This is a genomic window from Nonomuraea sp. NPDC049695 (assembly GCF_040674955.1).
Classification (GTDB): Bacteria; Actinomycetota; Actinomycetes; order Streptosporangiales; family Streptosporangiaceae; genus Nonomuraea; species Nonomuraea helvata.
This window is the reverse complement of sequence record NZ_JBFANV010000054.1, coordinates 37,605-64,198: the sequence shown is the minus strand read 5'-3', so window position 1 is coordinate 64,198 and position 26,594 is coordinate 37,605. Positions and strand designations below refer to the sequence as shown.

The window sequence follows — 26,594 nt, the reverse complement described above, 5'->3', positions numbered from 1 at the left end:
GCTGAGGTCGGTCACGTCCTGGTGATCCCGCGCGTGCACATGGCCGGGCTGGCGGACGCCGATGACGCGGTCGGTACGGCGATCTGGCGGGCGGCACGGCAGGTGTCGGCCGCGCTGCGGGCGTCGGGGCTCCCCTGTGAGGGGGTGCGGCTGTCACTGGCCGACGGGGAGGCCGCCGGGCAGGACGTCTTCCACCTCCACCTGCACGTGGTGCCGCGTTATCCGGGAGACGGCGTCGTGGTCGCCGCTGACTGGAAGGAGCGCTCGCGCGAACTGCTCGACCAGGACGCGGCGCTGATCCGGGAGGCCCTCACGTGAGGGTGAAGACGGGTGCGGGTTGACCTTCGTACCCGCCTCCACGATGCGGCATCGCCGGTCAGAAGCCGATCAGCTCCGGCGCTCCGGCGACGCGCCGCAGCATGCCGGGCAGCACCGCGCGCAGCTCGCCGATCGTCTCAGGCGGCAGGTCGAGGCGGACCTCGAAGACGGTCTCGGACTCCAGCCCGTCGGCGCCCTCGGGGGTCAGCTCCAGCCGGAGCGCCGCGCCGTCCAGGGTGATGGAGCGCACCCCCTCGTTCGTGCCGTGCATGCCTTCGCGCGCGATCCAGTAGCCCTCCTGGTGGCACATCACCAGAAGGTGCTCGGCCTCAGGATCCACCGCCTCCCCCAGGTAGACCGTGTGGCTGCCGCTCTCCTGACTGTGCGAGAACACGCGAGCGGTCATGGTCGTGGCCGGGACGTACGCCAGCTCCCCGTGGATGGGCGGAGGCGGCGGCTGGAGATAGTCGGGGAGCCCGTACAACCGGTCGAAGTCGCGGTGCGAGGTGGGCAGCGCGAAGGGCGCGGCGGTGGGCAGCGCGGACAGCAGCCAGCCGGGTGGCTCCTCACAGGGGAACGTGGTCAGCTCCGCCAGCGCCGCCGACGCCGGCATGTCCTCGAACGGCGGCGCGGAGGAGTCGACGCGGCCGGTGTAGCCACGGGTGCCGGGGGAGAACGCCAGCTCGTAGGTGAACCAGGTGCCGGCGTCGGCCCGGTAGGACAGCTCGCGCAGGCGCTGGAACGGCTCGTCCATGCCCTCGGCGGCGATCTCGTGGCCGTCGCGGGTGACGCTGGTCAGCGCGTGCCCGCCTACCTGGGTACGGCGGACGGCGAGCCGCGACCAGCCGGAGCCGGCGGCCGCGCGGGCGAGGTCACCGATCTCCATCCGCAGGGCGTGGCCCTCGTCGCGCCGCAGGCTCCGCTTTGATCGCTTGGACGCCATGATCATCCTTCCTGGCCGGTGACGCCGCTGACGCCGGGGACGCCGGTGACGCTGGGGACGCTGGTGAGCAGGTCGTGCAGCCGGCGGACCTCTCGCAGCAGGCCGCTGTTTCCCTTGCGCGCGGCCATGTCGCGTACCTCGGGGATCTCGCCGCGCGCCCCGCACCACTCCGCGGCCGTGCTGGCGAGCGTGACGAACCCGGCCAGGCCGTGGCGCGGGCGCCCGCCCGGCGGGGGCAGCAGCTCGGGCAGCGCCGCGGCGGCGATCCGCCACACGTGCGCATGGGCGCCCTGCCTGGCCGCGGCGTCGAGCGCGGCGACCAGGTCGATCAGCCGCACCTCGCCACTGACCGCGAGCAGCCCGGCCTGGCGGCCGATCTCGGCTGCGGGCAGCTCGTCCCGCGCGACGACCTCCAGCAGCACGTCGACCGACTCGGGCATCTGCGGATCGCCCAGGACGCGGGCGAGCACGACCGCGAACGCCGCTCCGGCCGGCCCTTCCGCGCGGGCGAGAGCGCGCGCCTGCTCCGGTCCTACGGGTGTCTCGCCGTAGTAGCGCCTGAGCACGTACGGCATCAGGTGCGCGGCGGCGACCTCGCGGTGTGACGGCAGCATGGACGGCCACCATTCGAGGTTCGCGTCGTCGGACCAGGTGGAGGGGACGCTGAGCATCAGGTCGACCAGCGGCAGCCCGGTGGGCACGGCCGTGGCCGTCGGCACCAGGCGTACACCGTGGCTGTTGCCGTGGGCGTGCCAGTCGTGTTCGCCGCCCTCGCGCGTACAGTCCCAGCTCGTACAGGTCCACGCCAGCTCGACAGCGGCCGCCGGGCAGGTCCACTCGGCGAGGATCCTGCCCGCGGCGGACGTCAGCCGCCCCGCCCGCTCCGCCGCCTCGGGGTCCCAGATGCGCGGCAGGCGCAGCAGCGCCTGCTGGAAGTCGGCCGCCAGCGGCTTGGTCCCGGCCGCCTCGATCACCTCCAGCCGCCTGACCAGCTCGGCCGCCGCCACGTGCCCCGTGCTGTGCGTGGGGGTGGCCAGCAGCAGCGGCGGGAGGGTGTCCTCTTCGACGGCCCGCAGGATCTCGGCCGTACGGTGCAGCAGGAGCCGGTGCGGAGCGGCCAGGCCACCCTGCGGCATGAAACGTCGCCAGGCCTGCTGGGTGGGTGCGGTGCCGGTCAGGGAGTGGACGGCGCCCTGGAGCCAGTGATCGACCTGATCCCAGGAATCCTGGCGGTATTCCCAGGAGAACCGGTCCCTGTCGGACCGCGATGGCCGCAGCGCAGCCGCCGCGCCCTGCCGGTCGCGACTGACGAGTGCGACGAATCCGGCGAGCAGCCGCTCCGACTCGTGCCAGGAACGCGCCCACTGGCCCATGAGCCGGACGACCTCCCCGACGGACTCGATCGGGGGCGCGAGGTCGTGGACGCGTTCGGGCGCGGCGGGCAGGGGCGGCGGCACGAAAACGGGCTCGGCCTCGGCCACCATGCCGCCCGAGAAGACCTTGACGGCGCGCCGGCCGAGATGGGGAGGGAGCAGCTCGATCGCCTCCCGTACGGCGGCGCGCCCTTCCTCGCTCATGCCGCCCGCGTGAGCGAGGGCCAGCTCGACGGCCTTCTCCTGAAGCTCGGTGGAGTCGGCGGCGAACGCGCGGGCGAGCGGCGCGGCGACGGCGCCGGCCAAGGCGGGCCTGTGACGTACGGAACGGTCGAGCCACGACAGCCCGGCGCGCACCAGCTTGCGCTCGGGCCTGAACAGCAGCGAGTCCCACGCCTCAGCGAGGTCGTCGGCGGCCAGGTCGTCGCAGGCGCGCAGGCACTTCATGGCCACTTCGGCGACCGGGCCTGGGGACGAAGGGAGCAGGCACAGGTAGTCGCGAGTGTGGGGGGCCGCCTCGGCGGGCGTGACCTCCAGCTCCTCGTGCAGGCGTACGAAGAAGCGCAGGTCGATGGCCGAGCCACCACGGACGAAGCGCCGCAGGCAACCTTCGATCAACGCCTCCCGCCGCACCCGGCCCACCCGCGCCAGCCGCAGCAGCGCCCCCAGCCAGCCCGCGCGCGGCTCCCTCTCCCACTGGAGCACCCGGCCCGCGCCCTCGGCCTCGAACAGGCGCGGCAGCAGGTGGTCGAGCAGTGGGTCGTCGCCAAGACCCGAGGGCTTCTGGCTCAACCAGCCGGCCACGAGCGGGTCGTGCTGCGGCGGCTCGATGCCGGTCTCGCGGAGCAGGGCCAGGGCGAGCTCCATGCCACGGTCGTCGGCGGCGCGCATGCGCAGCACCAGCCGCTCGGCCAGGTCGGCGCGCCAGGCGGTGGGCCGATCGGAGAGCACCGCCAGGACGAGGTCCACGTCGTTGTCGAGGCCGGCCCACCGCGGGGCGAAATCACGCCGGTACAGCCAGGACGCCACGGCCGCTGCCCCGCCGAACGTGGCCGCGCCCGCCACCCTCAGCACGGGCGCATAGTCCACCAGGCCGTCGTCCCACCGGTCGAACCGGCCGCGCAGCTCCTTCAGCAGTGCTGGTAATCGGGCCGCGATCTCTTTGCGGCCCTCGTCGTCCAGCGCCTTGAGCTCATCGGCGAGTCGATCGGCCTGCCGCGCCTCGATCAGTTTCCTGATCCCGCTCCAGTGATCCATGGCGGGGACAGTAACCAGCTCCGCCGACACTTTCGATCAACCGCGGGCACCATGGAGGTGGCTCTCCAGGAGGGCCTCGGCGATGGCCGTGCGGGCGTACAGGACGTATCGCCCCGTACGGTGTGCCGAGCACAGCCCTGCCCGGCGCAGCGCGGTGAGGTGCTGGTTGACGCCGGGCTCGGAGAGCCCGGCGCGGTGGGCCAGCTCGCGGGTCGAGGCGGGGCGGTCGAGCTCGGCCAGCAGCTGGGCGCGCGTCCGGCCGAGCACGGCGGCCAGCGCCTCGGGTGGCTCCAGCTCGCGGCGTTCCCAGAGCGTGGCGATGCCGCGCGGCGCGTAGCGGACGGTGGGCTGGTACGGCGGCGTGGTGACGGAGGCGACCCGCGGCGAGACGAACACGCATGGCACCAGCAGCAGCCCGAGACCGCGCAGCGGGCGGGCCCCGGAAACGTGGCGGTGCCGGACGCGCAGGATGCCGTCCTCCCAGGTGATGGCGTCGTCGAGGTCCGCCAGCATGCGCTGGGCGCCGCCCTCGGCGAGCAGCTTGGCCCGGTAGAGGATCTCCCCCTCCAGCAGTGACCTGATCCTCGGCCAGAACGGCGCCATCACGGCCTGCCAGTAGTTCTCGACCTCCACCGCGAGCCGTTCGAGCCCCTTCTCCGGGTCGTCGTGGAGCGCCTGGACCCGTTTCGTACGCGGACCGGGGATCTCGTCCAGGTCCGAGCGGACCCGGGCGGCCGCGCCCCGCATGGTGGCGAGTTCCAGCTCAAGATCCGGCATGGACGTCGACGGCGGGGTGCAGGTGAAGCCCGCGATCACGGTCGTCGGCACCGGTACGAGGTCGGACAGCAGGCGCCAGTCGACGTCCCGGAGGCGTCGGCGTACCTGCTCGGCCCAGGGACGCAGGAGCGGGTGCGCCGACGGATCCTTCACCACGCGGACGCTGGCCACCACCTCGCCGAGTGGCGAGATGGCGAAGCGGAGGTTGGCGATGTCGTGGGCCGTGAACGCCAGGTCCAGGGTCATTTGATTCGCGTCTCACTTAATCGATAGTGCTTTGAGCCCCACCTCAGCACTGTGGTGGACATGTCAGCAACTGTGATGGACGAGCCGCTGCTGCGGTCTCACGGATTTCGCAACCTCTTCGTGGCCGGTGCGGTCAGTCAGTTCGGCAGCCAGATCAGCTATGTCGCGCTGCCGCTGCTCGCCGTGACCACCCTGGGAGCAGGGGCGGGCGAGGTCGGGCTGCTGTCGGCGCTCGGCACGCTCACGGTGCTGCTGCTCGGGCTGCCCGCCGGGGCATGGGTGGACCGGGTCAGGCGGCGGCCCGTGATGATCGCCACCGACGTGCTGCGGGCGGCGGCGCTGCTGTCGGTGCCGGTGGCGTGGTGGGGCGGATGGCTGTCCATGGGGCAGCTGTACGCGGTGGTGATCGTGGTGGGGGCGGGGACCTTGCTGTTCGAGGTGGCGTCGATGAGCCTCGTGCCCGCGCTGGTCGGGCGCGAGCGACTGACCTCGGCGAACTCGCTGCTCGTGGGGACGGGCGCGGGAATGGACATCGCCGGACGCAGCGTGGCCGGGGTGCTGGTCCAGCTCGCGGGGGCGCCTCTGGCGGTGGTGGCGGACGCGCTCAGCTACCTGTGGTCGGCGCTCTGGCTGCGCGCCCTCCCTGAGCCGGCCGTCCCTGAACCGGCATCCGGCCGGGAGCCGATCCGCGGGCAGATCGCGGCCGGTGTCCGCTTCCTCTTCGGGAACTCGACGCTCGTGGCCGCCCTGGTCCAGGGCGCGATGGCCAACCTGGCGTACCCGCTCTGCTCGGTGCTGCTGCCGGTGCTCATCGTCGATCAGCTCGGCTACCCGGAGTGGGTGCTCGGCGCGTACCTCGCCGCCGGCGGGTTCGGCGTGCTGGCGGGCTCGTCTGTCGCGCACCTGATCGGCCGCCGCCTCGGCACCGGCCGCGCCACCTGGCTCGTCGGCCTGGCCGCCGCTCCCGCCGCGTTCCTGATCCCGTTCCTGGATCGGGGGCCATGGATCTGGGCGGCCGCGGCGGCGTGGTTCGTGATGACCTTCCGTACGGGCGTCAACAACGTGCTCCTGGTCAGCCTGCGGCAGCGGGTCACGCCTGACGCCATGCTCGGCCGGATGACGGCCACGATGCGACTTCTCCTGATGGGCGCGGTCGGCGTGGGCGGACTCCTGGCAGGCGGGCTCGGCGAACTCTGGGGAGTGCGCTCCGCGCTGTGGCTGGGGACCCTGATCATGTCCGTGAGCTGGATCCCGATCCTGCTCTCTCCGCTGCGCCGCCAGCCCTGAAGATCCGGCGTCAGCAGCCGCAGGCCGCTGCCGACACCGGGGCGGTCAGCGGGTCGGCCGGCTGTACGACGCGCCCGGCCGCCGTCTGCACCGCGAAGCCCTCGCGTACCCAGTACTCATAACCGCCGATCATCTCCTTGACCTGGTAACCCAGCCGCGCGAAGGCCAGCGCGGCCCTCGTCGCGCCGTTGCAGCCCGGCCCCCAGCAGTAGGTGACGACGACCACGTCACGCGGGACGACGAGGGGCGCCCGCTCGGCGACCTGCGCGGTCGGCAGGTGGACGGCGCCGGGCAGGTGGCCCTGTTCCCAGGACTCGACGCTGCGGGAGTCGACCACGATCAGGCCTGGCACGCCTGACTCCAGGTCGGCGTGTACGTCGGACACGTCGGTCTCGAAGGCCAGACGTGCGGCGAAGTGCGCGACGGCCTCGTCGGGCCGCGCGGGAGGGGTGAAGAGAACAGCTGACATGACGCCCATGGTCCCGGCGCGGAGCCGTCGCGCGACAGTGGCATGGATGACGCCTGTCGATAGGATCCCGCCATGCACACCGTCGCGAACGCCGGCCGGACGGTCGCGGTGCTCGCGTACGAGGGCATGTCGCCCTTCGAGACCGGCATCGTCACCGAGGTCTTCGGCCTGCCGAGACCGGAGCTGGAGGTGCCCTGGTACGACCTGAAGGTGTGCGCAGAACGCCCGGGTCCGCTGCGCATCGTCGGTGGCGCGACCGTGGACACGCCGTACGACCTGGAGGTCTTCGCCTCGGCGCAGACGGTGATCGTGCCCGGCGTCCCCGACGTGCGGGGCACCTGCTCCCCCGAGCTGGTCGCCGCCCTGCGACTGGCCCATGACCGAGGCGCCCGCGTCGTCTCCATCTGCTCGGGCGCGTTCGCGCTGGCCGCCGCCGGGCTGCTGGACCACCGCCCGGCGACCACCCACTGGCAGTACGCCGACCTGCTACGCCGCCGTTTTCCGCTCGTACGCGTGCACCCCGACGTGCTCTACATCGACGACGGCGACGTGCTCACCAGCGCCGGCAGCGCGGCGGGGCTGGATCTCTGCCTGCACCTCGTACGTCGCGACCACGGGCCGAGCGTGGCCAACACGGTGGCCAGGCGGCTCGTCATCCCACCGCACCGCGACGGCGGACAGGCGCAGTTCATCGAGGCGCCGGTGCCCCATGACCTCGACGACGACCAGATCTCCCGGACCATGACGTGGGCCCTGGCCAACCTGCGGCAGGAGATCAGCATCGAGACCCTGGCACGCCGCGCGCACATGTCCACCCGTACGTACCTGCGCCACTTCGCCCGCTGCACCGGGACCAGCCCCACCAGGTGGCTGATCGCCCAGCGGGTCCAGGCCAGCCTGCCGCTGCTGGAGAAGACCGCGGCGCCGGTGGAGGAGATCGCCCGCACCGTGGGCTTCAAGAGCCCGATCACCTACCGATCCCATTTCGTGAAGGCCATGCGCACATCGCCCTCGGCATACCGGCGCGCGTTCAATGCGGCCGAGCCGACGGAGCACGGCCACTGATCGCCGCCGGATGTGGCAGAGTGCGGGGCACCACAAGATCGAAAGGTGCGAGTCTTGGCAGTCCCCCTCGCCGCGTTGTTGCTGGCCTCGTTACTCACCGCTCCGTCCGCCGCCGCCCTGCCCGCGTGCCCGCAGATCTTCGGGCACGGCGGCTACCCCACCGGCGCCAATCCCTGGGAGAGGGATCAGGTACGCCAGCCGAACAATCCCACGGCCATCCGGAAGTACAAGGCATGGGGCGCGTCAGGCGTCGAGGCCGACCTTCAGCTCACCAAGGACGGCACCAAGGCCGTCATGTGGCACAACACCTCCACGTGGGGGCTGACGGGCACCAAGAAGAACATCACCGAAATCTGGTGGGCAGCGGGCGACACCGCGCTCAAGGGCCGGACCATCACCCGCGGCCCGTTCCAGGGCGAGACCGTGCACACCTTCCGCGAGTGGCTGTCCGCGATGAAGACCGCCGGCATGGTCGGGCTGGTCGAGATCAAGCCGGAGGCCCGGCAGTCGCTGCTCAGCTCCACCGCCTCGATCAAGACGCAGGGCTGGGCCGAGGTGCTCGACCCCGTCAAGGAGAACTACCGGTCGCAGGAGATCATCCTGTACTCCCACGACAGCGCGCTCGCCGCCGAGCTCAAGAAGCGGGTGACCGAAGCGGGCATGACCCAGGTGCTGAGCGGCGGCCCCATCTGGCCGGAGGTCACCAAGTGGGAGGAGCCGCCCCCCTCGTGGACGCTGAACGAGAACGCGTGGAAGGGCGCGCTCGCGAGCGGCGCCAAGCGGGTGGCCACCGACTACACGCCGCAGTTCAACGCCTGGCTCGAGGGAAAGTGCCAGTGACCATGCTGCAGAAGGGCGTCTTCCGCGGCTTCAGGTGACCGTCGCATCGTCGTCGCCCCCGGCCGCCGCCAGCAGCCGCCGCCCGAGGACGCGGGCGGCCTGCTGGAGCTCGGGACACCGCACGATCCGGTACGGCGCCGGGATCGCGGCGAGCTGCTCGGCGTACCACCTCGGATTGCTGGTGCTGCCGACCAGGCGGGACGTCCCGGCGTCGAGCGGCTCGAGCCGTCCGAGAGCGCGGGGAAGGCAGCGGCCCACGGTGTCGGCAGGGGCGTCGATGACGACCTCGACGTCGTACTCCCATCCGACGGAGAGATGCTCCTCGAGCGTGGCGACCGGGTCGAGGTCGGCGGGCGGGCTGAAGGTGTCGTCGAGGACCTCAACCCCGCGTACCCGGTCGATCCGGTACGCCCGGCGGGCGCCCGCGGTGTGTGACCAGCACAGCAGGTACCACCGGCCGTGGCGTACGACGACGGCCCACGGGTCGGCCTCGATGACCCGCTCCGGCCCGGCCTCGGAACGGTAGCCGAGGCGTACCCGGCGGCGGTTGGAGCAGGCCTGCACGAGGGCGGTCGCGGTGTCCGGGTCCGGGCGGGCGGCGGCGCGGTCGGGGGCGGGCGCCGTGGTCCGGCGTACGGCCTGGACCTGGGCGGCCACCGGCTCGGGAAGCGCCCGCACGATCTTGCCGAGCGCGCTGCCGACCGGGTCGGCGGCGTCGCCGGCGTCGTGATGGCCGTCGAGCACGGCCATGACCAGGCCGAGGGCCTCGGCGGCGCTGAACATCAAGGGCGGGAGCCGCAGGCCGCGGCCGATGCGGTAGCCGCCATAGGGGCCGCGGAGGGACTCGATCGGGATGCCGGCCTCGCGGAGGATCGCGACGTACCGGCGGGCGGCCCGCTCGGAGACGCCGAGCTTGTCGGCGAGCCGGTCCGCGGTGATGCCCGGACTGCCTTGGACCAGCTCGAGGGCCAGCAGTGCCCGTGCCGTGGGGCTCGCGTCGAGCTTCACCACATCCCCGCAATCCGGAAGCGGAACGTCCGGGACGGACCTTAACACGAGGTCATTTGGTGACGTCGAACGCCGCGTGCATACCCGAGGCGTAATGTCCGGGGAAGTTGCACACCAGCTCGTACTGTCCGGGGTGCAGCTGCAGCGTCACCCAGCCCATGGAGCCGGGCGCGATGCCCTCGCCCTCGCCTTGTCCGCAGTTGCTCGACGCCTCGCCGAGGCTGCCCGTCTCGCTCACGCGGGCGTCGGATCCGATCGGCCGCTTGCCGATGGCCTGCCCCTTCGGGAGCGGCAGCACGACCAGTTCGTGGGCCACCGTGCCCGTGTTGTCCGCCCGGAACGACACGGTGCCCGCCGGGACCCCGGCCGGGGTCACCGTCACGCGCATCGGCCCCGGGGCCGAGTCGGTCAGCTCCACGTCCACCACCTTGCCCGGCAGCGGCGGAGGGGTGCATTGTCGCCACTCGGCCGCCGGTGCGCCGGCGACCAGCGCGGTCGTCATCGCGGCCGTCGCGGTGGCCGCGGAACACAGGTCGTGCAGCCTCATCGGGCTCACCCCCAAGAGCGCGAACGGGTGGGCGTCCCTCTCTTCCAGCCTAGAAGAGATCGCCACCACACCGGGACCACACCCGGGCTTCCTAGATTCGACGTGCCAAGTGATCCATGGCGAACGGAGGAAGACGCATGCCGACTCAGACCGTCGAACTGCCGAAGTTCCCGCTGAGGAACGACGCCGCGCCGAGCGTGACGACCGACGCCCCGCACGAGCGCGCGTGGCGGCCGAGGTTCTCCTCTCCCAGCTCCAAGTAGCGGAGAGAACGAAATGACCGGCGGCGGGACGTCCCCGTCGCCGGTCCACACCGGTGAAATCGAGGTGACGTCATTGGCTCCCGAACCAAGTGTCGCACTGACATCCGACATTGACCTGGCACTCGGCTCGGACCGCCGGTTCGGCTCCGCCGAGGCGATCGAGGCCAGGAACCTGGCCCGCTACCGGCTGGGCCTTCAGGTGCTGGCCCGGTACCACCCCCGCGCCGCCGACAGGCTGACGCGGCTGTCCCTGGCGGGCGACGCCGACCTCCGCCCCCTGATGTACGACCCGGTCCTGCGCAACGCGTTCGAGAACGACATGACCGCGCTGGAGCTCCAGACCGGTGAAGCCGCCGATCTGGTCACCCATTTGGAGCGGGGCGTGGCGGACACGCTCGACGGCGTCGGGCCGTGTGAACGTCTTTCCCGCCCGAAGGTGCGCCCGTGGCCGGATCGCGCCGTCTCATGGGTGTGGACGGATCTCGAAACGGGCTCCGAACCGGACCTGGCACTGAGCACCCGTTTGGAGGAGCTGCTGGCAGGGACGCTGTCCAAGGACGGCTCCGGCACCCGGGTGCGTCCCGATGCCGGCCTGCTCACCGGGCTGAGCCAGGCCGCAGAGCTCCTCGCCGAACTGCTGCCCCACTCAGGCGCCGGGGTGCTGCCGCACGTCTCCCTGGCCGGGTTCATCCGGGACGAGCTGGCCGACGGAACCCTCAACTCGGTCTCCGGCGGCGACCCGCTGCCTTCGGCCCTCTTCCTGGCCCCTGAGCGGCTGTCCGATCCCTGGACCGCGGCCGAGACGCTCTTCCACGAGGGGCTGCACCTGAAGCTGTTCGACGTGCTGCGGACCGGCTCCCTGGCCGCCGAGACCGGCGAGCTGATCCCGATCCCGTGGCGCGTGGAGCCGTGGACGCTGACGCGGGTGCTGTTCGCCATGCACGTCTACGTCCACCTGCTGCTGTTCCACGCGGCGGCCGCCCAGGCATCCTCCGCCCTGCGGGCCCGGTACGGCGAGCCCGCGGCCGAGTTCGTCGACCTGGCCACCCCCGGCAGCCAGGCGGGCGAGAACGGCGGGTACACCACCAGCCTGGAACGGGCCACCTATCTCGCCCAGCAGGCCTCCCAGGCGTACGGCCACCTGCTGACCCCTACCGGCAGGCAGTTCGTCGACTGGCTGATCGGCAACGTGGCCCCCATCGCTCCAGGAATCGTGCCAGGACAGGCGCCTGTCGCGGCCGGGCGGCCGGCCCCGGAGGTGGCGTTGGGAGCGCGAGGCTACCGCCGGGCGGAGCCGGTGCAGGTGTGCCCGATCCCCGAGCAGGGACAGCTGGTGGCGTTCTCTCCGGCCCCGCCGAGCTTCCGCTGGCTGAACGACCACGCCTGGCTGATCTACGCGCTGTGCGACGGCGGGGACCTGTCGTCGCTGCGTGACCGGTACTCCCAGGCTGCGGGACCCGGCGCCGAGGACCGCCTGGCCCCGGGGGTGGCCGACCTGCTCTCTGCCGGGCTCATCGTGCCCGTGGGTTCCTGAGGACCCCGGCTACCCGGTCACCCCCAGTTCCTTGAAGATCTGTTCCGCGGCGGCCAGGTGGTGGGCGGCGGCGGCGCCGTCGCCCAGGTCGTTGTAGGCCTCGCCGAGCTCCTTGTGAGTGTCGGCGAGGCCCTTGCGGTCGCCGATGCCGGATCGGATGCGCAGCGCCATGGCGTAGTGCGCGAGCGCGTCCTGCTCCCGTCCGAGAAGGTGATAGAGACCGGCCAGGTCGTTGACCACCTGGCCCTCGCCCCTCGCGTCGCCGGTCTCGCGATGAATGGCCAGCGCGCTCAGGAGGTGCCCGAGCGCGGATTCGTACCGGCCGAGCTTGATCTCGGTCAGGCCGATGTTGTTCAGCGCGCGCGCTTCGCCCTTGCGGCTGCCCGTGGACCGGCGCAGCGCGAGCGCCCGGTGGTAATGCTCCAGCGCCTCGGCGTGGCGGCTGCGGATGTCCAGCACCACGCCCAGGTTGTTGAGCGTGTTGGCCTCGCCGTGGGCGTCGTTCGTGCGCCGGTGGATGGCCAGCGCGCGTTCGTAGTGGGCGACGGCCTCGTCCGTGCGGCCCAGGTTCCGCAGCACGATGCCGAGCAGGTTCAGCGTCTGCCCCACGGCGGCGTCCTCGCCCGCGTCCTCGAGGATGTGCCGTGCCTCGCGCAGCTCGGTGAGGGCCGCGTCATATCGGCCGAGCAGCCAGGAGACCGTGCCGATGCTGCGCAGCGCGGTGCCCGTTCCGACCGGGTCTGCCAGGCTCCGGTAGATCTCCAGTGCGCTGCGGTGCTCGGTCAGGGCCTCGGGGTAGCGGCCCAGGTACTCCAGGGTCGCGCCGAGGTTGTTGTGGGCCACCGCGGCCTGCAGGTGCTCCCCGGCCCGCTCGGCGGCGCTCGCGGCCAGGGCGTGCAGCTCCGCGGTGCCGTCCAGGCAGTGGCGTAGACGCAGCAGCGGGGCCAGGGCCGCGGGCAGCCGCCAGGCCGCGTCCAGGTGGTGCGCGGCGGCGTGACGGGTGGCGGCCAGCACGTTCTCGTACTCGTCCTGCAGCACGAGCGGGTCGTCGATGGTGCGGTACCACTCCAGCAGCCGGCGTACGGCCTGCTCGCGTACCGCCTCGTCGTCCTCGGTCTCGGCCCGGTGGCGGGCGTAGTCGAAGAGGAGATCGTGCAGGTGGTGGCGCTCCTCGTACGACTGGCTGCCACGGGTGTGGATCAGGCTGCCCGCCCGCAGCGCGTCCAGACGGGCACGGGCCTCGGCGGCGGAGACGTCGAGCATCGCGGCCAGCGCCCTGGCCGTGAAGCCGCCGCCGCCGGGGATCAGGCCGAGGCAGCGGAAGGCGATCCGGTCGGCCTCGGCCAGCGCCCGGTAGGACAGGTCGAAGGTGGCGCTGACGGCGGCGGACGGGGCGTCGCCGAGATGCAGCGCGCCGAGCCTCCCGCGTTCGGTGAGGTCGGCCACGTACGTGCCGATCCGGCGATGCGGGTGATCGGCCAGGTGGGCGGCGGCGATCCGCAGGGCCAGCGGCAGGTGTCCGCACTGGCGGGCGAGTTCGGCCACGGCGGCGGGCTCGGACTCGCAGCGGGGACCGATGACGGCGGACAGCAGGGCGGCCGAGTCGGCGGCGGTCATGATGTCGAGATCGATGGTACGCGTCGCGTGGTACAGGGCCAGGCCGGAGAGCCGGCTGCGACTGGTGACCAGCGCCAGACAGCCCTCGGTGCCCGGCAGCAGCGGCTGCACCTGGGCGGAGTCGGCCGCGTTGTCCAGCAGCACCAGCACGCGCCGGTCGGCGAGCAGCCGCCGATACGCGGCGGCGAGCTCGTCCTCTCCGGTGGGCACCTGCTCAGGAGGCAGCCCCAGGGCGCGGACGAACCGGTCCAGCGCCTCCCGCGACGTGATCGCCTCCTCCGGCCGGTGCCCGCGCAGGTCGATGAAGAGCTGCCCGTCGGGGAAGCGCTCGGCCATCCGGTGGGCCCAATGCACCGCGAAGGCCGACTTGCCGACGCCGGGCATGCCGCTGATGACGGCCACCGCCTCCAGGCGGGTCTCCGCCAGTGCGGTCAGTTCACGGAGAGCGGCACCGCGCCCGGCGAATCCGGCCAGGTCGGGCGGGAGCTGCCGGGGTACGGGCGTGTTCCCACGCTCCTCCTCCCGCTGGAGGATCCCGGCCTGCAGGCGGCGCAGCTCCGGTCCCGGATCCAGGCCGAGCTCCTCGGCGAGCACCCGCCGCGCCTCGTCGTACGCGGCCAGCGCCTCCCTGGGCTGTCCCGAGCGGTCCAGGGCGCTGATCAACCTGCTCCACAGGGACTCGCGGAGCGGATGCTCCGCCAGCAGCCCGCGGACCTCCCCCGCGATCAGGGCGTGCCGGCCGAGTCTGCCCAGAGTGTCGGCGTACTCCTCGAAGACGGCCGGCCGGAGCCCGTCGAGCCGGAGCCGCTCCGCCGCGATGAGCGGCGACTCCGGCACGTCCGCCAGCGCCCCTGCCCGCCACAGGCCAAGGGCCTCCTGGAAACCCCGCACGGCCTGCTCCAGGTGGCCGGCCTCGGCCAGCTTGCGTGCCAGGGCGGCCAGCCGCTCGAAGTCCTGGGCATCCAACGTGGTGCCCTCGAGCCCCAGCCGGTAGCCGCCCGGCTCCCTGACCAGCCCGGCGACGCCCTTTCCACGCAGCCGCGAGATCAGCGAGTGCAGGGTGCTCTCGACGCTCGCCGGCGGCGCCGTGCCCCACAGCTCGTCGACCAGGCGTTCGACGGAAACGGTACGCCCCGCTCTGATCAGCAGGATCGCCAGCAGCGCCCGCTGTTTGGGCGCGGTCAGAGGCACCCGAGAACCGTCGTGCCAGAGCTCCAGAGCCCCGAGGATCCGGAATTCCACGCCGCCCCCTTGAGCGCGCAAGCCCCGCGCAAGCCAGGTCTGGCAGTGTAGATCGAGATTGGCGCGGTCCGCTAACGCGGATTAAGCCTGTCCAGATTGAGGAGGTGGTCGTGCTCCCGACGTCCCGTGCACCCCAGATCGATCTGCTCGGCCCGCTCCAGGTCGTCCACGGCGACGGCGTGGTCCCGATCCCGGCACCCAAGCACCGCGCCGTCCTCGCCGTCCTCGCCATCAACTCCGGCCGCCCCGTTCTGGCGGACCGGATCATCGAGGAGCTCTGGCAGGGCTCCGAGCCCAAGTTCGCCCGCAAGACGCTGCAGGGATACGTCTGGCGGCTGCGCCATGTCCTCGGTGAGGATCTGCTCACGCGAGGCGGCTGCTACGAACTGCGCGGCACCCCGCGGGAGACGGACGCCGCCCGCTTCGAACGGCTGCTGGCCGACGGCCAGCTGGCACTGCGGACCCGTGATCCGGCCCTGGCCCGCAGGCGGCTGGAAGCGGCGCTGGCTCTCTGGCGCGGGCCCGCGCTCGCCGACGTGCCGAGCGGCCCGATGGTCCGGGCGCACGCCGACCGGCTGGAGGAGGCCCGGCTGCTGGCCGTCGAGGCCGTGCTGGAGGCCGATGTCGAGCTCGGCCGGCAGGCGACGGTGATCCCCGCGCTGCGCGAGCTCACCGCCGCGCATCCGCTGCGCGAGTCGCTGCACGCGCTGCTCATGCTCGCCCTGTACCGCTCGGGACGCCAGGCCGAGGCCCTGTCCGCCTACGCCGGGCTGCGGGCGACGCTGATCGGCGAGCAGGGCCTGGAGCCAGGGAGGGCGGTGCGGGAGCTCCATCGGAGGATCCTCGCGGCCGACCCGGCTCTCGACACCACCGTCCAGCCGGTTCATCAGCCCCAGTTCTGACCGGCGGGCTCCTTGATCGTGGCGTTGATGCGGTTGAAGAAGTTGGTCATGGAGATCGTCAGGATGATCGCGGAGAGCTGCTGCTCGTCGAAGTGGTCCGCGACCTCGTCCCAGAGCTCGTCCGGCACGGCGTCACCCGACCGGTCGGCGATCCGGGTGACGGCCTCGGTGAGCTGCAGCGCGGCCCGCTCGACGTCGCTGTAGTACGGTGCCTCCCGCCAGGCCGCGACGTTGCCCACGCGCTCGTCGGACTCGCCGGACTTCTTGAGGTTCTGGACGTGCGCGTGGACGCAGGCGCTGCACCCGTTGATCTGGCTGGCGCGCAGGGCGACGATCTCCAGCAGCTCCTGGGGCGTGCCGCCCTGGTAGATGGCCTTGTAGATGGTCTGGATGCCCTTCAGGCTGTCGGAGAGGACGTACGCCGGGTTCTTCATCCGTGCTTCCATGATCGAGGTTTCCTTTCTCGGCTGGCTGACCTGTGCATTCATCATGCGAAGCCGAGCTGATACATTCGCGATGCGTCCGCTATGGGCGGCCTATATGTCCCGTTCGGGAGGGTGGGTTGGGCGTTCGGTTCGCTGTCCTGGGGCCCGTGCAGGTGAGGGATGACGACCAGGAGCTGACCGGCCTGGCGCCACGTCACCGGGCGGTCCTGGCGTACCTGCTGCTGCATGCCCGCGCCGTCCTCACCGCCGACCAGCTGATCGACGCGGTGTGGGGTCTGACGCCGCCGGACACGGCGCGTTCGCAGATCCAGGCCGCCATCACCGCGATCCGCCGGGTGCTCCGCGAGGCGGGGGCGGCGCAGCAGCTCGCGACCCGGTCGGGCGGATACGTGATCGAGCCTGAGCGGCTCGATCTGGAGGAGTTCACCAGCCAGGTGGCGGCCGTCCCGAAGGCCGCCGAAGGCCCCGACGCCGGCCGGCGGATACGTGAGGCGTTGCGGCTGTGGCGGGGTCAGCCGCTGGCGGACGTGACCGCGGACTACGTCGAGAGCGCCCGCGCCCGGCTGGAGCAGCGCCGCCTGGCGGCCGTCGAGCGCCTGGCGGACATCGAGCTGTCGCTGGGCCGGCACGAGGAGCTGATCGACGAACTGTCCGCGCACGTGGCGGCGCACCCGCTGCGGGAGCGGCTGGCGGGTCAGCTGATGCTCGCCCTGCACCGCGCGGGGCGGCAGGCCGATGCGCTGTCGGTGGCCCGCTCGCTGCGCGAGTCACTGGTCGAGCAGCAGGGGCTGGATCCCGGCCGGACCTTCGTGGCGCTCGAACAGGCCATCCTCCGTGACGATCCGAGCCTGCAGGTCCAGGCGCAGGAAGAGCCCGTACGCGAGCCCGAACGGCCGGCGAACTTCCTGCCGTACGACATCCCCGACTTCGCCGGCCGGGCCGCCGAACTCGAGCGGATCGCCGGGCTCCGGTCCGGCATGACGATCGTGGCCATCGACGGGATGGCCGGCATCGGCAAGACGGCGCTGGCGATCCACGCCGCGCACCGGCTCGCCGAGCGCTACCCCGACGGGCAACTCTTCGTCGACCTGCAGGCGCACACGGCGGGGCACGAGCCGGTCGAAGCTGGCGCCGCCCTGGAGACGCTGCTGCGCCAGCTCGGGGTGCCGGCCGAACGCATCCCGGCCACGGACGCCACGCGGTCCGCGCTGTGGCGGGCCGAGCTCGCCGCGCGCCGTGCCGTGATCGTGCTGGACAACGCCGCCGACACCGATCACGTACGCCCCCTGCTGCCCGGCGCCTCCGACAGCCTCGTCCTCGTCACCAGCCGCCGCCGGCTGATCGACCTCGACGGCGCCCACGCGCTGTCCGTGGAGGTGCTGACGGCCAGGGACGGCGAGGCGCTGTTCACCTCGATCGTGGGAGAGCGGGCGCGGGCCGAGCCGAACGCGGTGCTCGACGTGCTGCAGCTCTGCGGGTTCCTGCCGCTGGCCGTGCGGATCGCCGCCGCGAGGTTGCGCCATCGCCCCCGCTGGACCGTCGCGTACCTGGCCGACCGGCTGCGTGACAAGCGCCGCCGGCTGGCCGAGCTGTCCACGCCCGACCGGGGGGTGGCGGCCGCGTTCACGCTGTCGTACGAGCATCTGGACGCCGCGGAGCAGCGCATGTTCCGGCTGCTGGGCGTGCACCCGGGGCGCGACGTCGACGCCCACGCCGCCGCGGCGCTGGCCGGCGTGCCGGCCGACGACGCCGAGACGCTGCTGGAGGACCTGCTGGACGCCCATGTCCTCGCCCAGCACCAGCCCGGCCGCTACACCTTCCACGACCTGCTGCGCGAGCACGCGCGCGCCACCGCGGCGGCCGAGGAGAGCGACGACGCCCGGCATGACGCCCTGACCCGGCTGCTCGACCACTACCGGAGCACCGCGGCCGCGGCGATGGCCCTGGTCTATCCGTTCGGCAGGCTCCGCAGGCCGGTGATCCCGGAGACGGAGTCGCAGGCCGTGCCGTTGCCGGATGCCGCCGAGGCGGGCGCGTGGCTGGCCGCTGAGCGCGCCAACCTCGTCGCCGCGGGCAGCCGCGCGGCCGACGGCGACTGGCCCCTCCATGCCGGTCAGCTGGCGACCATCATGCACCCCTATCTCGACGGGCACGCCCATCATGCCGACGCGATCACCTTGCACACGAAGGCGCTGGACGCCGCGCGCCGCCAGGGTGACACGGCGGCCGAGGCGCGGGCCCTGCTCGATCTGGCATGGGTCTACTGGCGGCAGGGGCTTTACGAGAAGTCGTACGAGACCTGCCGGCCGGCCCTGGAGCTGTGCCTCGAGAGCGGCGACCGGCTCGGCGCGTCGCGGGCGCACAACACGTTGGGGAACGTACGCCTGCGGCAGCACTCGTACGAGGAGGCGGAGCGCCATCTGACGCAGGCGCTCGACCTGAGCCGCGAGATCGGCAACCGGGTCGGGGAGGCCTACACGCTGAGCAACCTCGGCCTCGGCCACGAGCGGCAGGGACGGTATCCGGAGGCCCTCGACCATCTCCGCCGGGCGCTGCAGCTGCATCGCGAGTTCCGCAACCGCAACGGCGAGGCCCAGACACTGGACCTCCTCGGCCAGGTGCACCAGCGTCAAGGGCAGCACGAGCAGGCCCGTGACCACCACCGTCAGGCGCTGGAGCTCTATCGCGAGCTGGGGAACCGCGGTGACGAGGCCGCGCCGCTCAACGGCCTGGGAGAGGCCGCCCGGCTCGCCGGTGATCCCGAACGGGCCACGGCATACCACGACCAGGCCCTCGCCATCGCGCGCGAGCTGGGCAACCGGCCCGAGGAGGCCCGTGCCCACGAGGGCCTGGCGCGCATCCACCGTGATCGCGGCCGCCTCGACTCGGCCCGCGATCACGCCAAGCAGGCGCTGGAGGTGTACACCGGCCTCGGCGTGCCCGAAGCCGGGCAGATCACGGCGTTCATCGCCGAACTGGAGTAGACGCCTTCAAAAAAATCTGATCTGGTCTGTCGATCCGGCCCGGGCGAGTTCGACGCGTTGGTGAGAGAACTCGTAGGGAGGAAGCACCATGCAGAAGATCACCACGTACCTCTGGTTCGACAACCAGGCCGAGGAGGCCGCCACGTTCTACACCTCGCTCTTCAAGGACTCGCGCGTCCTGGACGTCCACCGCTACGGCGACGCCGGGCCCGGTCCCGCCGGGACGGCCATGATCGTGACGTTCGAGCTGGCCGGGCAGCGGTTCATCGCGCTGAACGGCGGCCCGCAGTTCACCTTCACCGAGGCCGTCTCGCTCTACGTCGACTGCGACTCGCAGGAGGAGGTGGACGAGCTGTGGGCGAGGCTCACCGAAGGCGGCGAGGAGTCGCAGTGCGGCTGGCTCAAGGACAAGTACGGCCTGTCCTGGCAGATCATCCCGCGCCGGCTTCAGGAACTGCTCAGCGACTCTGACCCGGCCAGGGCCCAGCGGGCCATGAAGGCCATGCTCGGCATGCAGAAGATCGACGTCCCGGCCCTGGAGGCGGCCGCCAACGGCTGAAGCCGGTGCGGCCGGCGGGGTCTAGAGGCCGAGCACCTGGGCGGGCTCGGCGATGACCTGCTGGATGATCAGGCCCGCCGCGCCCAGCACGGCCGCGTCCGGGCCGGTCTCCGACACCACGAGGGCGGGGGGTCTGCCGCGCATCTGGCCCAGGCGGGCCCCCAGCCCCTCCGACACCGGCCCTTCCAGCCAGGGGAACAGCGGCGCGTAGATCCCGCCCAGCACGATCCGGCCGGGGTCGAGGAGGTGGATGGCCGAGGTGAGCGCCACGCCGAGCGCGTGCCCGGCCCGCTCGCACGCCGCCAGCGCCGGCCGGTCGCCCGATTCCAGCCGCGCGACCAGCGAGGTGACCGAGGGCAGCGCGCCGAGCAGGGCGTCCTGCCCGGCGTACACCTCAAGGCAGCCCCGGCCACCGCACCGGCACGCCGGCCCGTCGGGCACGACGACGACGTGGCCCAGCTCGCCCGCCAGCCCGAACGTCCCCCTGAACACCGTCCCGCCCACCACGAGCCCGGCCCCGATGCCGATCTCGCCGGACACGTAGAGGAAGTCCGCCGCCCGCGAGCCGAACCACAGCTCGCCGAGCGCCGCCAGGTTCGCCTCGTTGTCGATCGCGAACGGCAGGTCGACCAGGTCCGGCACGCGTACGTCCCGCCAGCCGAGGTGTGGCGCGTTACGCAGCACCTCGCCCTCGACCGTGCCGGGCACGGCGAGTGCCGCGCCGATGATCCGCAGCCCGGCCTGCTCCGCCTCGGCCGTCGTCTCCTTGACGAGGTCGCGCAGGCTCTCCAGGATGTCCGCCGGGTCCGAGTTGCGGTTGTCGGCCCGCCGCGTACGGCGCAGCCGCACCGCCCGGGTGAGATCGACGACGCACGCGGCCAGGTAGTCGATGTTGATCTCCAGCCCCAGCGTGGCCACCCGGTGCCCGCTCAGGCTCACCGCCACCCCCGGCCGCCCCCGCTCGCCGCCCCGCACAGCCCCGCTCTCGGTCACCACCCCGGCGTCCAGAAGGTCGGAGACCAGGCTGGACACGGTGGTCTTGGTGAGACCCGTCATCTCGGCGAGCGCCGCCCTGGTGTGCGGTCCTGATCGGTGAATGGCGCCGAGTACTACGGCCAGGTTACGGGCACGCATGGAATCATGCCGGACCCCTCTTGACGCCGCCATGCTCACCTCCTCAGGATTATGTACAGATTATGGACTAATCCACAGGAGCGCACTCGAATGGCCAATTTCATCCCGACCCCGACCGACCGGTTCACCTTCGGCCTCTGGACGGTCGGCTGGCAGGCGCGCGACCCGTTCGGCGACGCCTCGCGGGCGCCGCTCGACCCGGTGGAGACCGTCCACCGGCTCTCCGAGCTCGGCGCGTACGGCGTCACGTTCCACGACGACGACCTGCTCGCCGTCGAGCCCGACAGGGACAAGGCCATCGCGGCGTTCAGGAAGGCCCTGGACGAGACCGGCATGAAGGTGCCGATGGCGACCACGAACCTCTTCACGCACCCCGTGTTCAAGGACGGCGCGTTCACCAGCAACGACCGCGACGTCCGTCGGTACGCGCTGCGCAAGGTGATCAGGAACATCGACCTGGCCGCCTCGCTGGGCGCCAAGACCTACGTGTGCTGGGGCGGTCGCGAGGGCGCCGAGTCGGACGCGGCCAAGGACGTCAAGGCCGCGCTCGACCGCTACAAGGAGGGCCTCGACCTGCTCTGCTCGTACGTACGCGAGCGCGGCTACGACATCCGCTTCGCCCTCGAGCCCAAGCCCAACGAGCCCCGCGGCGACATCCTCCTGCCCACGATCGGCCACGCCCTGGCGCTGATCAACGACCTGGAGCACCCCGAGATGGTGGGCCTCAACCCCGAGGTCGGCCACGAGCAGATGGCCGGGCTCAACTTCGTGCACGGCATCGCCCAGGCGCTCTGGCACGGCAAGCTCTTCCACATCGACCTCAACGGCCAGCACGGGCCGAAGTACGACCAGGACCTGATCTTCGGCCACGGCGACCTCAAGAGCGCCTTCTTCCTGGTCGACCTGCTCGAGAACGGCGGCTACGACGGGCCGCGCCACTTCGACTACAAGCCGCTGCGTACCGAGGACGCCCAGGACGTGTGGGACTCGGCCGCGGCGAACATGCGTACGTACCTGATCCTCAAGGAGAAGTCGCGGGCCTTCCGCGCCGACCCCGAGGTGCAGGAGGCCCTGCGCGCCTCCCGCGTGGACGAGCTGGCGCAGCCTACGCTGGCGCCGGGCGAGACCTGGGCCGACCTGGCCAAGGACGACTTCGACCCCGAGGTGGCGGCCGCCCGCGGCTTCCACTTCACCCGGCTCAACCAGCTCGCGCTCGAGCACCTCCTGGGGGTACGCGGATGACGAAACCCATCAGTGTCCAGCTCTACACCGTCAGGGACGCGCTGGCGGCCGACCGCGACACGGTGCTGAGCCGGATCGCGGAGATCGGCTACCGGTCCGTGGAGCCCTACGACCCCACGACCGATCCCAAGGGTTTCCGCGAGGTGGTCGACGACCTCGGGTTGAGCGTGTCGAGCACGCACGCGTACGCGCTGCTGAGCAAGGAGCCCGCCGAGGTCTTCGACGCCATCGCCACGATCGGCACCGACCTGGTGATCATCCCTGGCGGCATCGCGCACGAGGAGTTCACCACGCGCGACGGGCTCTCGCGCACGGCCGACCTGCTGAACGGGCTGGCCGAGCAGGCGGCGCGGTACGGGATGCGGATCGGGTACCACAACCACTGGTGGGAGATCGAGCCGCGGATCGACGGCCGGCACGCCCTCGAGGCGCTGGCCGACCTGCTCGTCCCCGAGGTGTTCCTGGAGATCGACACGTACTGGGCGGCCGTGGGCGGCGCCGACGTGCCCGCCCTGCTCGGCAGCCTGGCGGAGCGCATCCTGGCGCTGCACGTCAAGGACGGGCCGGTGGTCAAGGGCGAGCCGCACACCGCGGTGGGCAGGGGCGTCATGCCCGTGCCCGAGATCCTCGCCGCCGCTCCCGACGCCTGGCGCATCGTCGAGCTCGACGAATGCGCGACCGACATCTTCGCCGCTCTCGCGGACAGCCACGCCTACCTCACCTCTTTGGAGGGCTCTTGAGCAACGGCCCCGTCGGCGTCGCCCTGGTCGGCGCCGGGAACATCAGTGGCCAGTACCTTCGCAACCTCACAGCCTTCCCCGACGTGCGCGTGATCGGCGTCGCGGACATCGACACCGAGCGGGCCGCCGCGGTCGCGGCCGAGCACGGCGTGCCCGTGTCGGGCGCCCTCGCCACCGTCCTGGCGGTGCCCGAGGTCGAGATCGTCGTCAACCTCACCGTCCCGTCCGCGCACGCGGCTGTCGCGCTGGAGTCGCTGCGCGCCGGCAAGCACGTGTACGGCGAGAAGCCGATGGCCATGGACGTGGACGAGGCCACCAAGATCGTGACCGAGGCCGCCAACCTGGGCCTGCGGGTCGGCGGCGCGCCCGACACCTTCTTAGGAGCCGGGCTCCAGTCGGCCCTGCACGCCCTGCGCTCCGGCCTCATCGGCGAGCCGGTGGCCGTCACGGCGGCCACGCAGAGCCTCGGCCCCGAGTCCTGGCATCCCAACCCCGAGTTCTTCTACCAGCCGGGCGGCGGCCCCCTCTTCGACCTCGGCCCGTACTACCTGACCGCCCTGGTGTCCCTGCTCGGCCCCGTCACCCGGGTGGCGGCCGGCACGCGCAGGGCGCGCCTGCACCGCGTCGTCGGCTCGGGGCCGAAGGAGGGCAAGGTCTTCCCCGTGGACGTCCCGACGCACGTCAACGCGTTGCTCGACTTCCCCGGGGCGGCCACCGCCGCGGCCACCTTCAGCTTCGACTCACCGATCAACCGCCGGACCATCGAGATCATCGGCTCCGAGGGCGCCCTGTCGCTGCCCGATCCCAACACGTTCGAGGGGCCTCTGCTGGCTCGGGGGCTGCACGACACGGACTGGCACGAGCGGCCGGTCTCGGGCACCACGGCCGGGCGCGGCATCGGCGTGCTCGACCTGGCCAGGTCCCTACGTTCGGGCACCCCGCACCGGGCCTCGGGCGATCTGGCCTTCCACGTGCTGGAGCTCATGTCGGCCATCTCGGAGTCTGGCGAGCGCTCCGAGTTCCGGCCCATCACGTCCACCACCGCCTCACCGGAGCCTCTCCCGTCGGACTGGGACCCGTACGCCTCGACCCTTTGACGGGGCTCCCACGCTGACCCGCGGCGCCCACCGCCCCTCGGCGGCCGGGCGCCGCACCCTTCCCTCCGCCGCGCGTCCTCGCCTGCTCAGCGCCACTGTGGCGGCACCCCGGCCGTCCCAGGCGCGCTGAGCGCGGCGACATGCCACACCAGCCGGGACACGCCGCCACCGGGGCGAGAGGCGACACCGGCGGGGCGCAGGACCAGCGTGCACAGCGGGGCGAACGCGACACGCGCCCCCACCGCCACGCCATCCAGCCCCACGCCACCCAGCCCCACACCACCCCAACGCCACCCAGCGCGACGCCACTCGGCGGAGGCCGCGAGTGCGCGGCGGTGTGGGGCGTTCGTGGTCGCCCAGCGGCTCGGTCGTCCGCGCCGTGCCCAGCGGCGTGTTGCCGCACCTCCAACCGTCAACGGCGAGACGCCGCCACCCTGGTGAGCCTGGCGACGGAGCGTGAGGAAGGGCAACTCGTTGGCTTGGACAGGAGGGAGCCGCGAGAATGGCACGATGGTGGAGAGTGGCGAGACCGACTGGGTCTCCAGGTTCGCGGACGAGGTCATCTCCGAGGCGGAGCGTCGCGCGCCCGGCAAACCGGTCGTGTGCGCCTCCGGCTTGAGCCCGTCGGGCCCGATCCATCTGGGCAACCTGCGCGAGGTCATGACCCCCCACCTGGTCGCCGACGAGATCCGGCGGCGCGGCGTCGAGTGCGTGCACCTGCTGTCCTGGGACGACTACGACCGCTTCCGCAGGGTGCCCGCGGGCGTCGACCCGTCCTGGGCCGAGCACATCGGCAAGCCGCTGACCTCCGTCCCCGCGCCTCCTGGCAGCGCGTACGGAAACTGGGCCGAGCACTTCAAGGCACCCATGATCGAGGCACTCCGGCAGCTGGGCGTCGAATACCACGGCATCAGCCAGACCGAGCAGTACACGAACGGCGCCTACCGCGAGCAGATCCTGCTGGCCGTGCGCGAGCGCGCCAGGATCGACGCCGTGCTGTCGCGCTACCGCACGAAGCAGGCGGAGCAGGCGAAGCAGGCGGAGCAGGCGGAGCAGGCGGAGCAGGCGGAGCAGGCGGAGGACTACTTCCCGTACAAGCCGTACTGCGAACTGTGCGAGCGCGACCTGACCACGGTCACCGCCTACGACGACGAGACCACCGAGCTGGCCTACACGTGCGAGTGCGGCTTCGGCGAGACCGTGCGCCTGGCCGAGCACGACCGCGGCAAGCTGGTGTGGAAGGTCGACTGGCCGATGCGCTGGGCGTACGAGGGCGTGGCCTTCGAGCCCTCCGGGGTCGACCATCACTCGCCGGGGTCGGCGTGGATCGTCGGCGGCCAGATCGTGGGCGAGGTGTTCGGCGGGCAGCAGCCGATCGGCCCCATGTACGCGTTCGTCGGCATCACCGGCATGGCCAAGATGAGCAGCTCCAAGGGTGACGTGCCGACCGCCGCCGACGCCCTGGAGATCATGGAGGCGCCGGTGCTGCGCTGGCTGTACGCCCGCCGCAAGCCGGCCCAGTCCTTCAAGATCGCCTTCGACCAGGAGATCCAGCGGCTCTACGACGAGTGGGACGCCCTGGGCCGCAAGGTCGCGGAAGGCCGGGCCCAGCCCGCCGAGCTGGCCGCGTACAACCGGGCCATGAGCACGGCCGCGGGCCCGCTGCCCGCGACGGCGCACCCGGTCCCCTACCGCACGCTGGCCTCCATCGTGGACATCACGACCGGCGATGCCGACCAGACCCTGCGCATCCTGCGCGACCTCGACGCGATCGGGACGCTCGACGAGGCCCGCCCCCGGCTCGACAGGGCCCAGCGCTGGGTCGACGGCCACGTGCCCGCCGACCAGCGCACGCGCGTGCGCGAAGAGCCCGACGAGGAGCTGCTCGACTCGCTCGACGCCGGCCAGCGGGAGGCCCTGCGACTGCTGGCCGACGGCCTGGACGACTGGTCGCCGGCCGGCCTGACCGCGCTGGTGTACGGCGTACCGAAGATCCAGGCCGGGCTGCCGGCGGACGCCGAGGCGACGCCCGAGCTGAAGGCGGCGCAGCGGGCCTTCTTCGCCCTGCTCTACAAGCTCCTGGTCGGCCGCGACACCGGTCCGAGGCTCCCCACGCTGCTGCTGGCCGTGGGCGCCGACCGGGTGCGGAAGCTGGTGGGCGCGTGAACGGCGCCGTCCTGATCACCGGCGTCATGGCCGCCGGCAAGTCCACCGTGGCACAGGCCCTGGCCGAGCGGCTGCCGCGCTCCGCTCACGTGCGCGGTGACACGTTCCGGCGCATGGTCGTCGGCGGCCGCGCCGAGATGACCCCCCAACCCACCGACGAGGCCGTCCGCCAACTCGATCTCCGTTACCGCATAGCGGCCAACACGGCCGACATGTATTTCGATGCCGGATTCACACCAATAGTCCAGGACATCATTATCGGCGGAGACTTGGAACGGTTTACGAGACTTATTCACACTCGCCCTCTCCATGTAATCGTCCTGGCTCCGGACGCGGATGAAATCGATCATCGAGAAAGATCCAGAGCAAAGATCGGATATGGCGGAAGATGGACGATTGCCCAGCTAGATGCGGTTCTTCGCGCGGAGACACCGCGCATCGGACTATGGCTTGACACCACCCGGCAAACGCCCCACGAGACCGTCGACGAGATCATTAAGAGGGCCGCAGAAGCGGAGATCTTGAATTAGCAGACCAA

General features: G+C 72.0%; 24 protein-coding genes. 14 read left to right on the top strand and 10 right to left on the bottom strand.

All coding sequences use genetic code 11. The features are described from left to right. Window positions 1–21 precede the first annotated feature (21 nt). Entirely contained in the window at window positions 22–318 is a 297-nt protein-coding gene (locus AB0J64_RS35965) for an HIT family protein (RefSeq protein WP_364037334.1), read from the top strand. Between the two features lie 58 nt (window positions 319–376). Here the strand turns inward: AB0J64_RS35965 and AB0J64_RS35960 are convergent, their stop codons facing one another. From AB0J64_RS35960 to AB0J64_RS35950, 3 genes are read right to left on the bottom strand one after another with little or no spacing between them, the layout of a single operon-like run. Then, window positions 377–1,261 carry a hypothetical protein gene (locus tag AB0J64_RS35960; RefSeq protein ID WP_364037331.1) on the bottom strand — a complete coding sequence of 295 codons (885 nt, stop codon included), beginning with the start codon at window positions 1,259–1,261 and terminating at the stop codon, window positions 377–379. Between the two features lie 2 nt (window positions 1,262–1,263). Continuing rightward, window positions 1,264–3,891 (bottom strand): DUF6493 family protein, encoded by a 2,628-nt coding sequence (locus tag AB0J64_RS35955; protein ID WP_364037328.1) that lies wholly within the window; start codon window positions 3,889–3,891, stop codon window positions 1,264–1,266. 36 nt (window positions 3,892–3,927) lie between these two features. Further along, entirely contained in the window at window positions 3,928–4,914 is a 987-nt protein-coding gene (locus tag AB0J64_RS35950) for a winged helix-turn-helix domain-containing protein (RefSeq protein WP_364037325.1), read from the bottom strand. A gap of 60 nt (window positions 4,915–4,974) precedes the next feature. On the opposite strand from AB0J64_RS35950, the gene AB0J64_RS35945 reads away from it, so the two are divergent. Next, entirely contained in the window at window positions 4,975–6,201 is a 1,227-nt protein-coding gene (locus AB0J64_RS35945) for an MFS transporter (RefSeq protein ID WP_364037322.1), read from the top strand. Between the two features lie 10 nt (window positions 6,202–6,211). Here AB0J64_RS35945 and AB0J64_RS35940 read toward each other — a convergent pair whose 3' ends face one another. Then, entirely contained in the window at window positions 6,212–6,670 is a 459-nt protein-coding gene (locus AB0J64_RS35940; RefSeq protein ID WP_364037319.1) for a rhodanese-like domain-containing protein, read from the bottom strand. Window positions 6,671–6,742: 72 nt separating this feature from the next. Here AB0J64_RS35940 and AB0J64_RS35935 point away from each other — a divergent pair, with 72 nt between their 5' ends. Together AB0J64_RS35935 and AB0J64_RS35930 are read left to right on the top strand one after the other, a co-directional pair. Continuing rightward, entirely contained in the window at window positions 6,743–7,735 is a 993-nt protein-coding gene (locus AB0J64_RS35935; RefSeq protein ID WP_364037316.1) for a helix-turn-helix domain-containing protein, read from the top strand. A 54-nt stretch (window positions 7,736–7,789) separates the two neighbouring features. Beyond that, the gene (locus tag AB0J64_RS35930; RefSeq protein ID WP_364037313.1) at window positions 7,790–8,575 is read left to right on the top strand and encodes a glycerophosphodiester phosphodiesterase family protein; all 786 of its coding nucleotides are present in this window, start codon (window positions 7,790–7,792) and stop codon (window positions 8,573–8,575) included. Between the two features lie 30 nt (window positions 8,576–8,605). Here the strand turns inward: AB0J64_RS35930 and AB0J64_RS35925 are convergent, their stop codons facing one another. Together AB0J64_RS35925 and AB0J64_RS35920 are read right to left on the bottom strand one after the other, a co-directional pair. Further along, a complete protein-coding gene (locus tag AB0J64_RS35925; protein ID WP_364037310.1) occupies window positions 8,606–9,583 on the bottom strand; it encodes a WYL domain-containing protein in 978 nt (325 codons plus the stop codon). A 52-nt stretch (window positions 9,584–9,635) separates the two neighbouring features. After that, on the bottom strand, window positions 9,636–10,130 hold the full coding sequence (locus tag AB0J64_RS35920) for a sulfocyanin-like copper-binding protein (protein WP_364037307.1): 495 nt from the start codon (window positions 10,128–10,130) through the stop codon (window positions 9,636–9,638). A 137-nt stretch (window positions 10,131–10,267) separates the two neighbouring features. On the opposite strand from AB0J64_RS35920, the gene AB0J64_RS35915 reads away from it, so the two are divergent. Both AB0J64_RS35915 and AB0J64_RS35910 read left to right on the top strand, forming a co-directional pair. After that, complete coding sequence (locus AB0J64_RS35915; protein ID WP_364037304.1) at window positions 10,268–10,393, top strand: hypothetical protein; 126 nt, start codon at window positions 10,268–10,270, stop codon at window positions 10,391–10,393. A gap of 73 nt (window positions 10,394–10,466) precedes the next feature. Then, the gene (locus tag AB0J64_RS35910) at window positions 10,467–11,927 is read left to right on the top strand and encodes an HEXXH motif-containing putative peptide modification protein (RefSeq protein WP_364037301.1); all 1,461 of its coding nucleotides are present in this window, start codon (window positions 10,467–10,469) and stop codon (window positions 11,925–11,927) included. A gap of 9 nt (window positions 11,928–11,936) precedes the next feature. Here AB0J64_RS35910 and AB0J64_RS35905 read toward each other — a convergent pair whose 3' ends face one another. Continuing rightward, on the bottom strand, window positions 11,937–14,786 hold the full coding sequence (locus tag AB0J64_RS35905) for a tetratricopeptide repeat protein (RefSeq protein ID WP_364037298.1): 2,850 nt from the start codon (window positions 14,784–14,786) through the stop codon (window positions 11,937–11,939). A gap of 110 nt (window positions 14,787–14,896) precedes the next feature. On the opposite strand from AB0J64_RS35905, the gene AB0J64_RS35900 reads away from it, so the two are divergent. Continuing rightward, window positions 14,897–15,688: an AfsR/SARP family transcriptional regulator gene (locus tag AB0J64_RS35900; RefSeq protein ID WP_364037295.1), complete on the top strand. Its 792-nt coding sequence runs from the start codon at window positions 14,897–14,899 to the stop codon at window positions 15,686–15,688. On the opposite strand, the gene AB0J64_RS35895 is transcribed toward AB0J64_RS35900, so the two are convergent. Then, window positions 15,673–16,134, bottom strand: a complete 462-nt coding sequence (locus AB0J64_RS35895) for a carboxymuconolactone decarboxylase family protein (RefSeq protein ID WP_364037292.1) — start codon at window positions 16,132–16,134, stop codon at window positions 15,673–15,675. The genes AB0J64_RS35900 and AB0J64_RS35895 overlap by 16 nt on opposite strands. Window positions 16,135–16,280: 146 nt before the next feature. Between AB0J64_RS35895 and AB0J64_RS35890 the strand changes: the two genes are divergently transcribed. Together AB0J64_RS35890 and AB0J64_RS35885 are read left to right on the top strand one after the other, a co-directional pair. Continuing rightward, the gene (locus tag AB0J64_RS35890; RefSeq protein WP_364037289.1) at window positions 16,281–19,118 is read left to right on the top strand and encodes a tetratricopeptide repeat protein; all 2,838 of its coding nucleotides are present in this window, start codon (window positions 16,281–16,283) and stop codon (window positions 19,116–19,118) included. 88 nt (window positions 19,119–19,206) lie between these two features. Continuing rightward, window positions 19,207–19,677 carry a VOC family protein gene (locus tag AB0J64_RS35885; protein ID WP_364037286.1) on the top strand — a complete coding sequence of 157 codons (471 nt, stop codon included), beginning with the start codon at window positions 19,207–19,209 and terminating at the stop codon, window positions 19,675–19,677. Between the two features lie 21 nt (window positions 19,678–19,698). Here the strand turns inward: AB0J64_RS35885 and AB0J64_RS35880 are convergent, their stop codons facing one another. After that, the gene (locus AB0J64_RS35880; RefSeq protein WP_364037283.1) at window positions 19,699–20,811 is read right to left on the bottom strand and encodes an ROK family transcriptional regulator; all 1,113 of its coding nucleotides are present in this window, start codon (window positions 20,809–20,811) and stop codon (window positions 19,699–19,701) included. Between the two features lie 90 nt (window positions 20,812–20,901). Between AB0J64_RS35880 and xylA the strand changes: the two genes are divergently transcribed. Genes xylA through AB0J64_RS35865 form a run of 3 tightly spaced genes read left to right on the top strand, consistent with a single transcriptional unit; the run spans window position 20,902 to window position 23,890 of the window. After that, window positions 20,902–22,053, top strand: coding sequence for a xylose isomerase (gene xylA, locus AB0J64_RS35875; RefSeq protein WP_364037280.1), 1,152 nt, complete (start codon window positions 20,902–20,904; stop codon window positions 22,051–22,053). Beyond that, window positions 22,050–22,793: a sugar phosphate isomerase/epimerase gene (locus AB0J64_RS35870; RefSeq protein WP_364037277.1), complete on the top strand. Its 744-nt coding sequence runs from the start codon at window positions 22,050–22,052 to the stop codon at window positions 22,791–22,793. Before xylA ends, AB0J64_RS35870 begins: the two co-directional genes overlap by 4 nt. Further along, window positions 22,790–23,890 carry a Gfo/Idh/MocA family oxidoreductase gene (locus AB0J64_RS35865; protein ID WP_364037274.1) on the top strand — a complete coding sequence of 367 codons (1,101 nt, stop codon included), beginning with the start codon at window positions 22,790–22,792 and terminating at the stop codon, window positions 23,888–23,890. Before AB0J64_RS35870 ends, AB0J64_RS35865 begins: the two co-directional genes overlap by 4 nt. An 86-nt stretch (window positions 23,891–23,976) precedes the next feature. Here AB0J64_RS35865 and AB0J64_RS35860 read toward each other — a convergent pair whose 3' ends face one another. Continuing rightward, entirely contained in the window at window positions 23,977–24,153 is a 177-nt protein-coding gene (locus AB0J64_RS35860; protein ID WP_364037271.1) for a hypothetical protein, read from the bottom strand. A 247-nt stretch (window positions 24,154–24,400) separates the two neighbouring features. Here AB0J64_RS35860 and lysS point away from each other — a divergent pair, with 247 nt between their 5' ends. Both lysS and AB0J64_RS35850 read left to right on the top strand, forming a co-directional pair. Next, window positions 24,401–26,056, top strand: coding sequence for a lysine--tRNA ligase (gene lysS / locus AB0J64_RS35855; protein WP_364037268.1), 1,656 nt, complete (start codon window positions 24,401–24,403; stop codon window positions 26,054–26,056). Further along, complete coding sequence (locus AB0J64_RS35850; RefSeq protein ID WP_364037265.1) at window positions 26,053–26,586, top strand: AAA family ATPase; 534 nt, start codon at window positions 26,053–26,055, stop codon at window positions 26,584–26,586. The genes lysS and AB0J64_RS35850 overlap by 4 nt, the downstream gene beginning before the upstream one ends. The last annotated feature ends 8 nt before the right edge of the window (window positions 26,587–26,594 follow it).

Excerpts from the sequence above, each read along its gene's own strand:
- AB0J64_RS35945 (WP_364037322.1), top strand. The coding sequence starts at position 4,975 with ATGTCAGCAACTGTGATGGACGAGCCGCTGCTGCGGTCTCACGGATTT.
- AB0J64_RS35870 (WP_364037277.1), top strand. The coding sequence starts at position 22,050 with ATGACGAAACCCATCAGTGTCCAGCTCTACACCGTCAGGGACGCGCTG.
- AB0J64_RS35885 (WP_364037286.1), top strand. The coding sequence starts at position 19,207 with ATGCAGAAGATCACCACGTACCTCTGGTTCGACAACCAGGCCGAGGAG.
- AB0J64_RS35895 (WP_364037292.1), bottom strand. The coding sequence starts at position 16,134 with ATGGAAGCACGGATGAAGAACCCGGCGTACGTCCTCTCCGACAGCCTG.
- AB0J64_RS35915 (WP_364037304.1), top strand. The coding sequence starts at position 10,268 with ATGCCGACTCAGACCGTCGAACTGCCGAAGTTCCCGCTGAGGAACGAC.
- AB0J64_RS35935 (WP_364037316.1), top strand. The coding sequence starts at position 6,743 with ATGCACACCGTCGCGAACGCCGGCCGGACGGTCGCGGTGCTCGCGTAC.
- AB0J64_RS35960 (WP_364037331.1), bottom strand. The coding sequence starts at position 1,261 with ATGGCGTCCAAGCGATCAAAGCGGAGCCTGCGGCGCGACGAGGGCCAC.
- AB0J64_RS35950 (WP_364037325.1), bottom strand. The coding sequence starts at position 4,914 with ATGACCCTGGACCTGGCGTTCACGGCCCACGACATCGCCAACCTCCGC.
- AB0J64_RS35955 (WP_364037328.1), bottom strand. The coding sequence starts at position 3,891 with ATGGATCACTGGAGCGGGATCAGGAAACTGATCGAGGCGCGGCAGGCC.
- AB0J64_RS35880 (WP_364037283.1), bottom strand. The coding sequence starts at position 20,811 with ATGCGTGCCCGTAACCTGGCCGTAGTACTCGGCGCCATTCACCGATCA.
- AB0J64_RS35920 (WP_364037307.1), bottom strand. The coding sequence starts at position 10,130 with ATGAGGCTGCACGACCTGTGTTCCGCGGCCACCGCGACGGCCGCGATG.
- AB0J64_RS35940 (WP_364037319.1), bottom strand. The coding sequence starts at position 6,670 with ATGTCAGCTGTTCTCTTCACCCCTCCCGCGCGGCCCGACGAGGCCGTC.
- lysS (WP_364037268.1), top strand. The coding sequence starts at position 24,401 with ATGGTGGAGAGTGGCGAGACCGACTGGGTCTCCAGGTTCGCGGACGAG.
- xylA (WP_364037280.1), top strand. The coding sequence starts at position 20,902 with ATGGCCAATTTCATCCCGACCCCGACCGACCGGTTCACCTTCGGCCTC.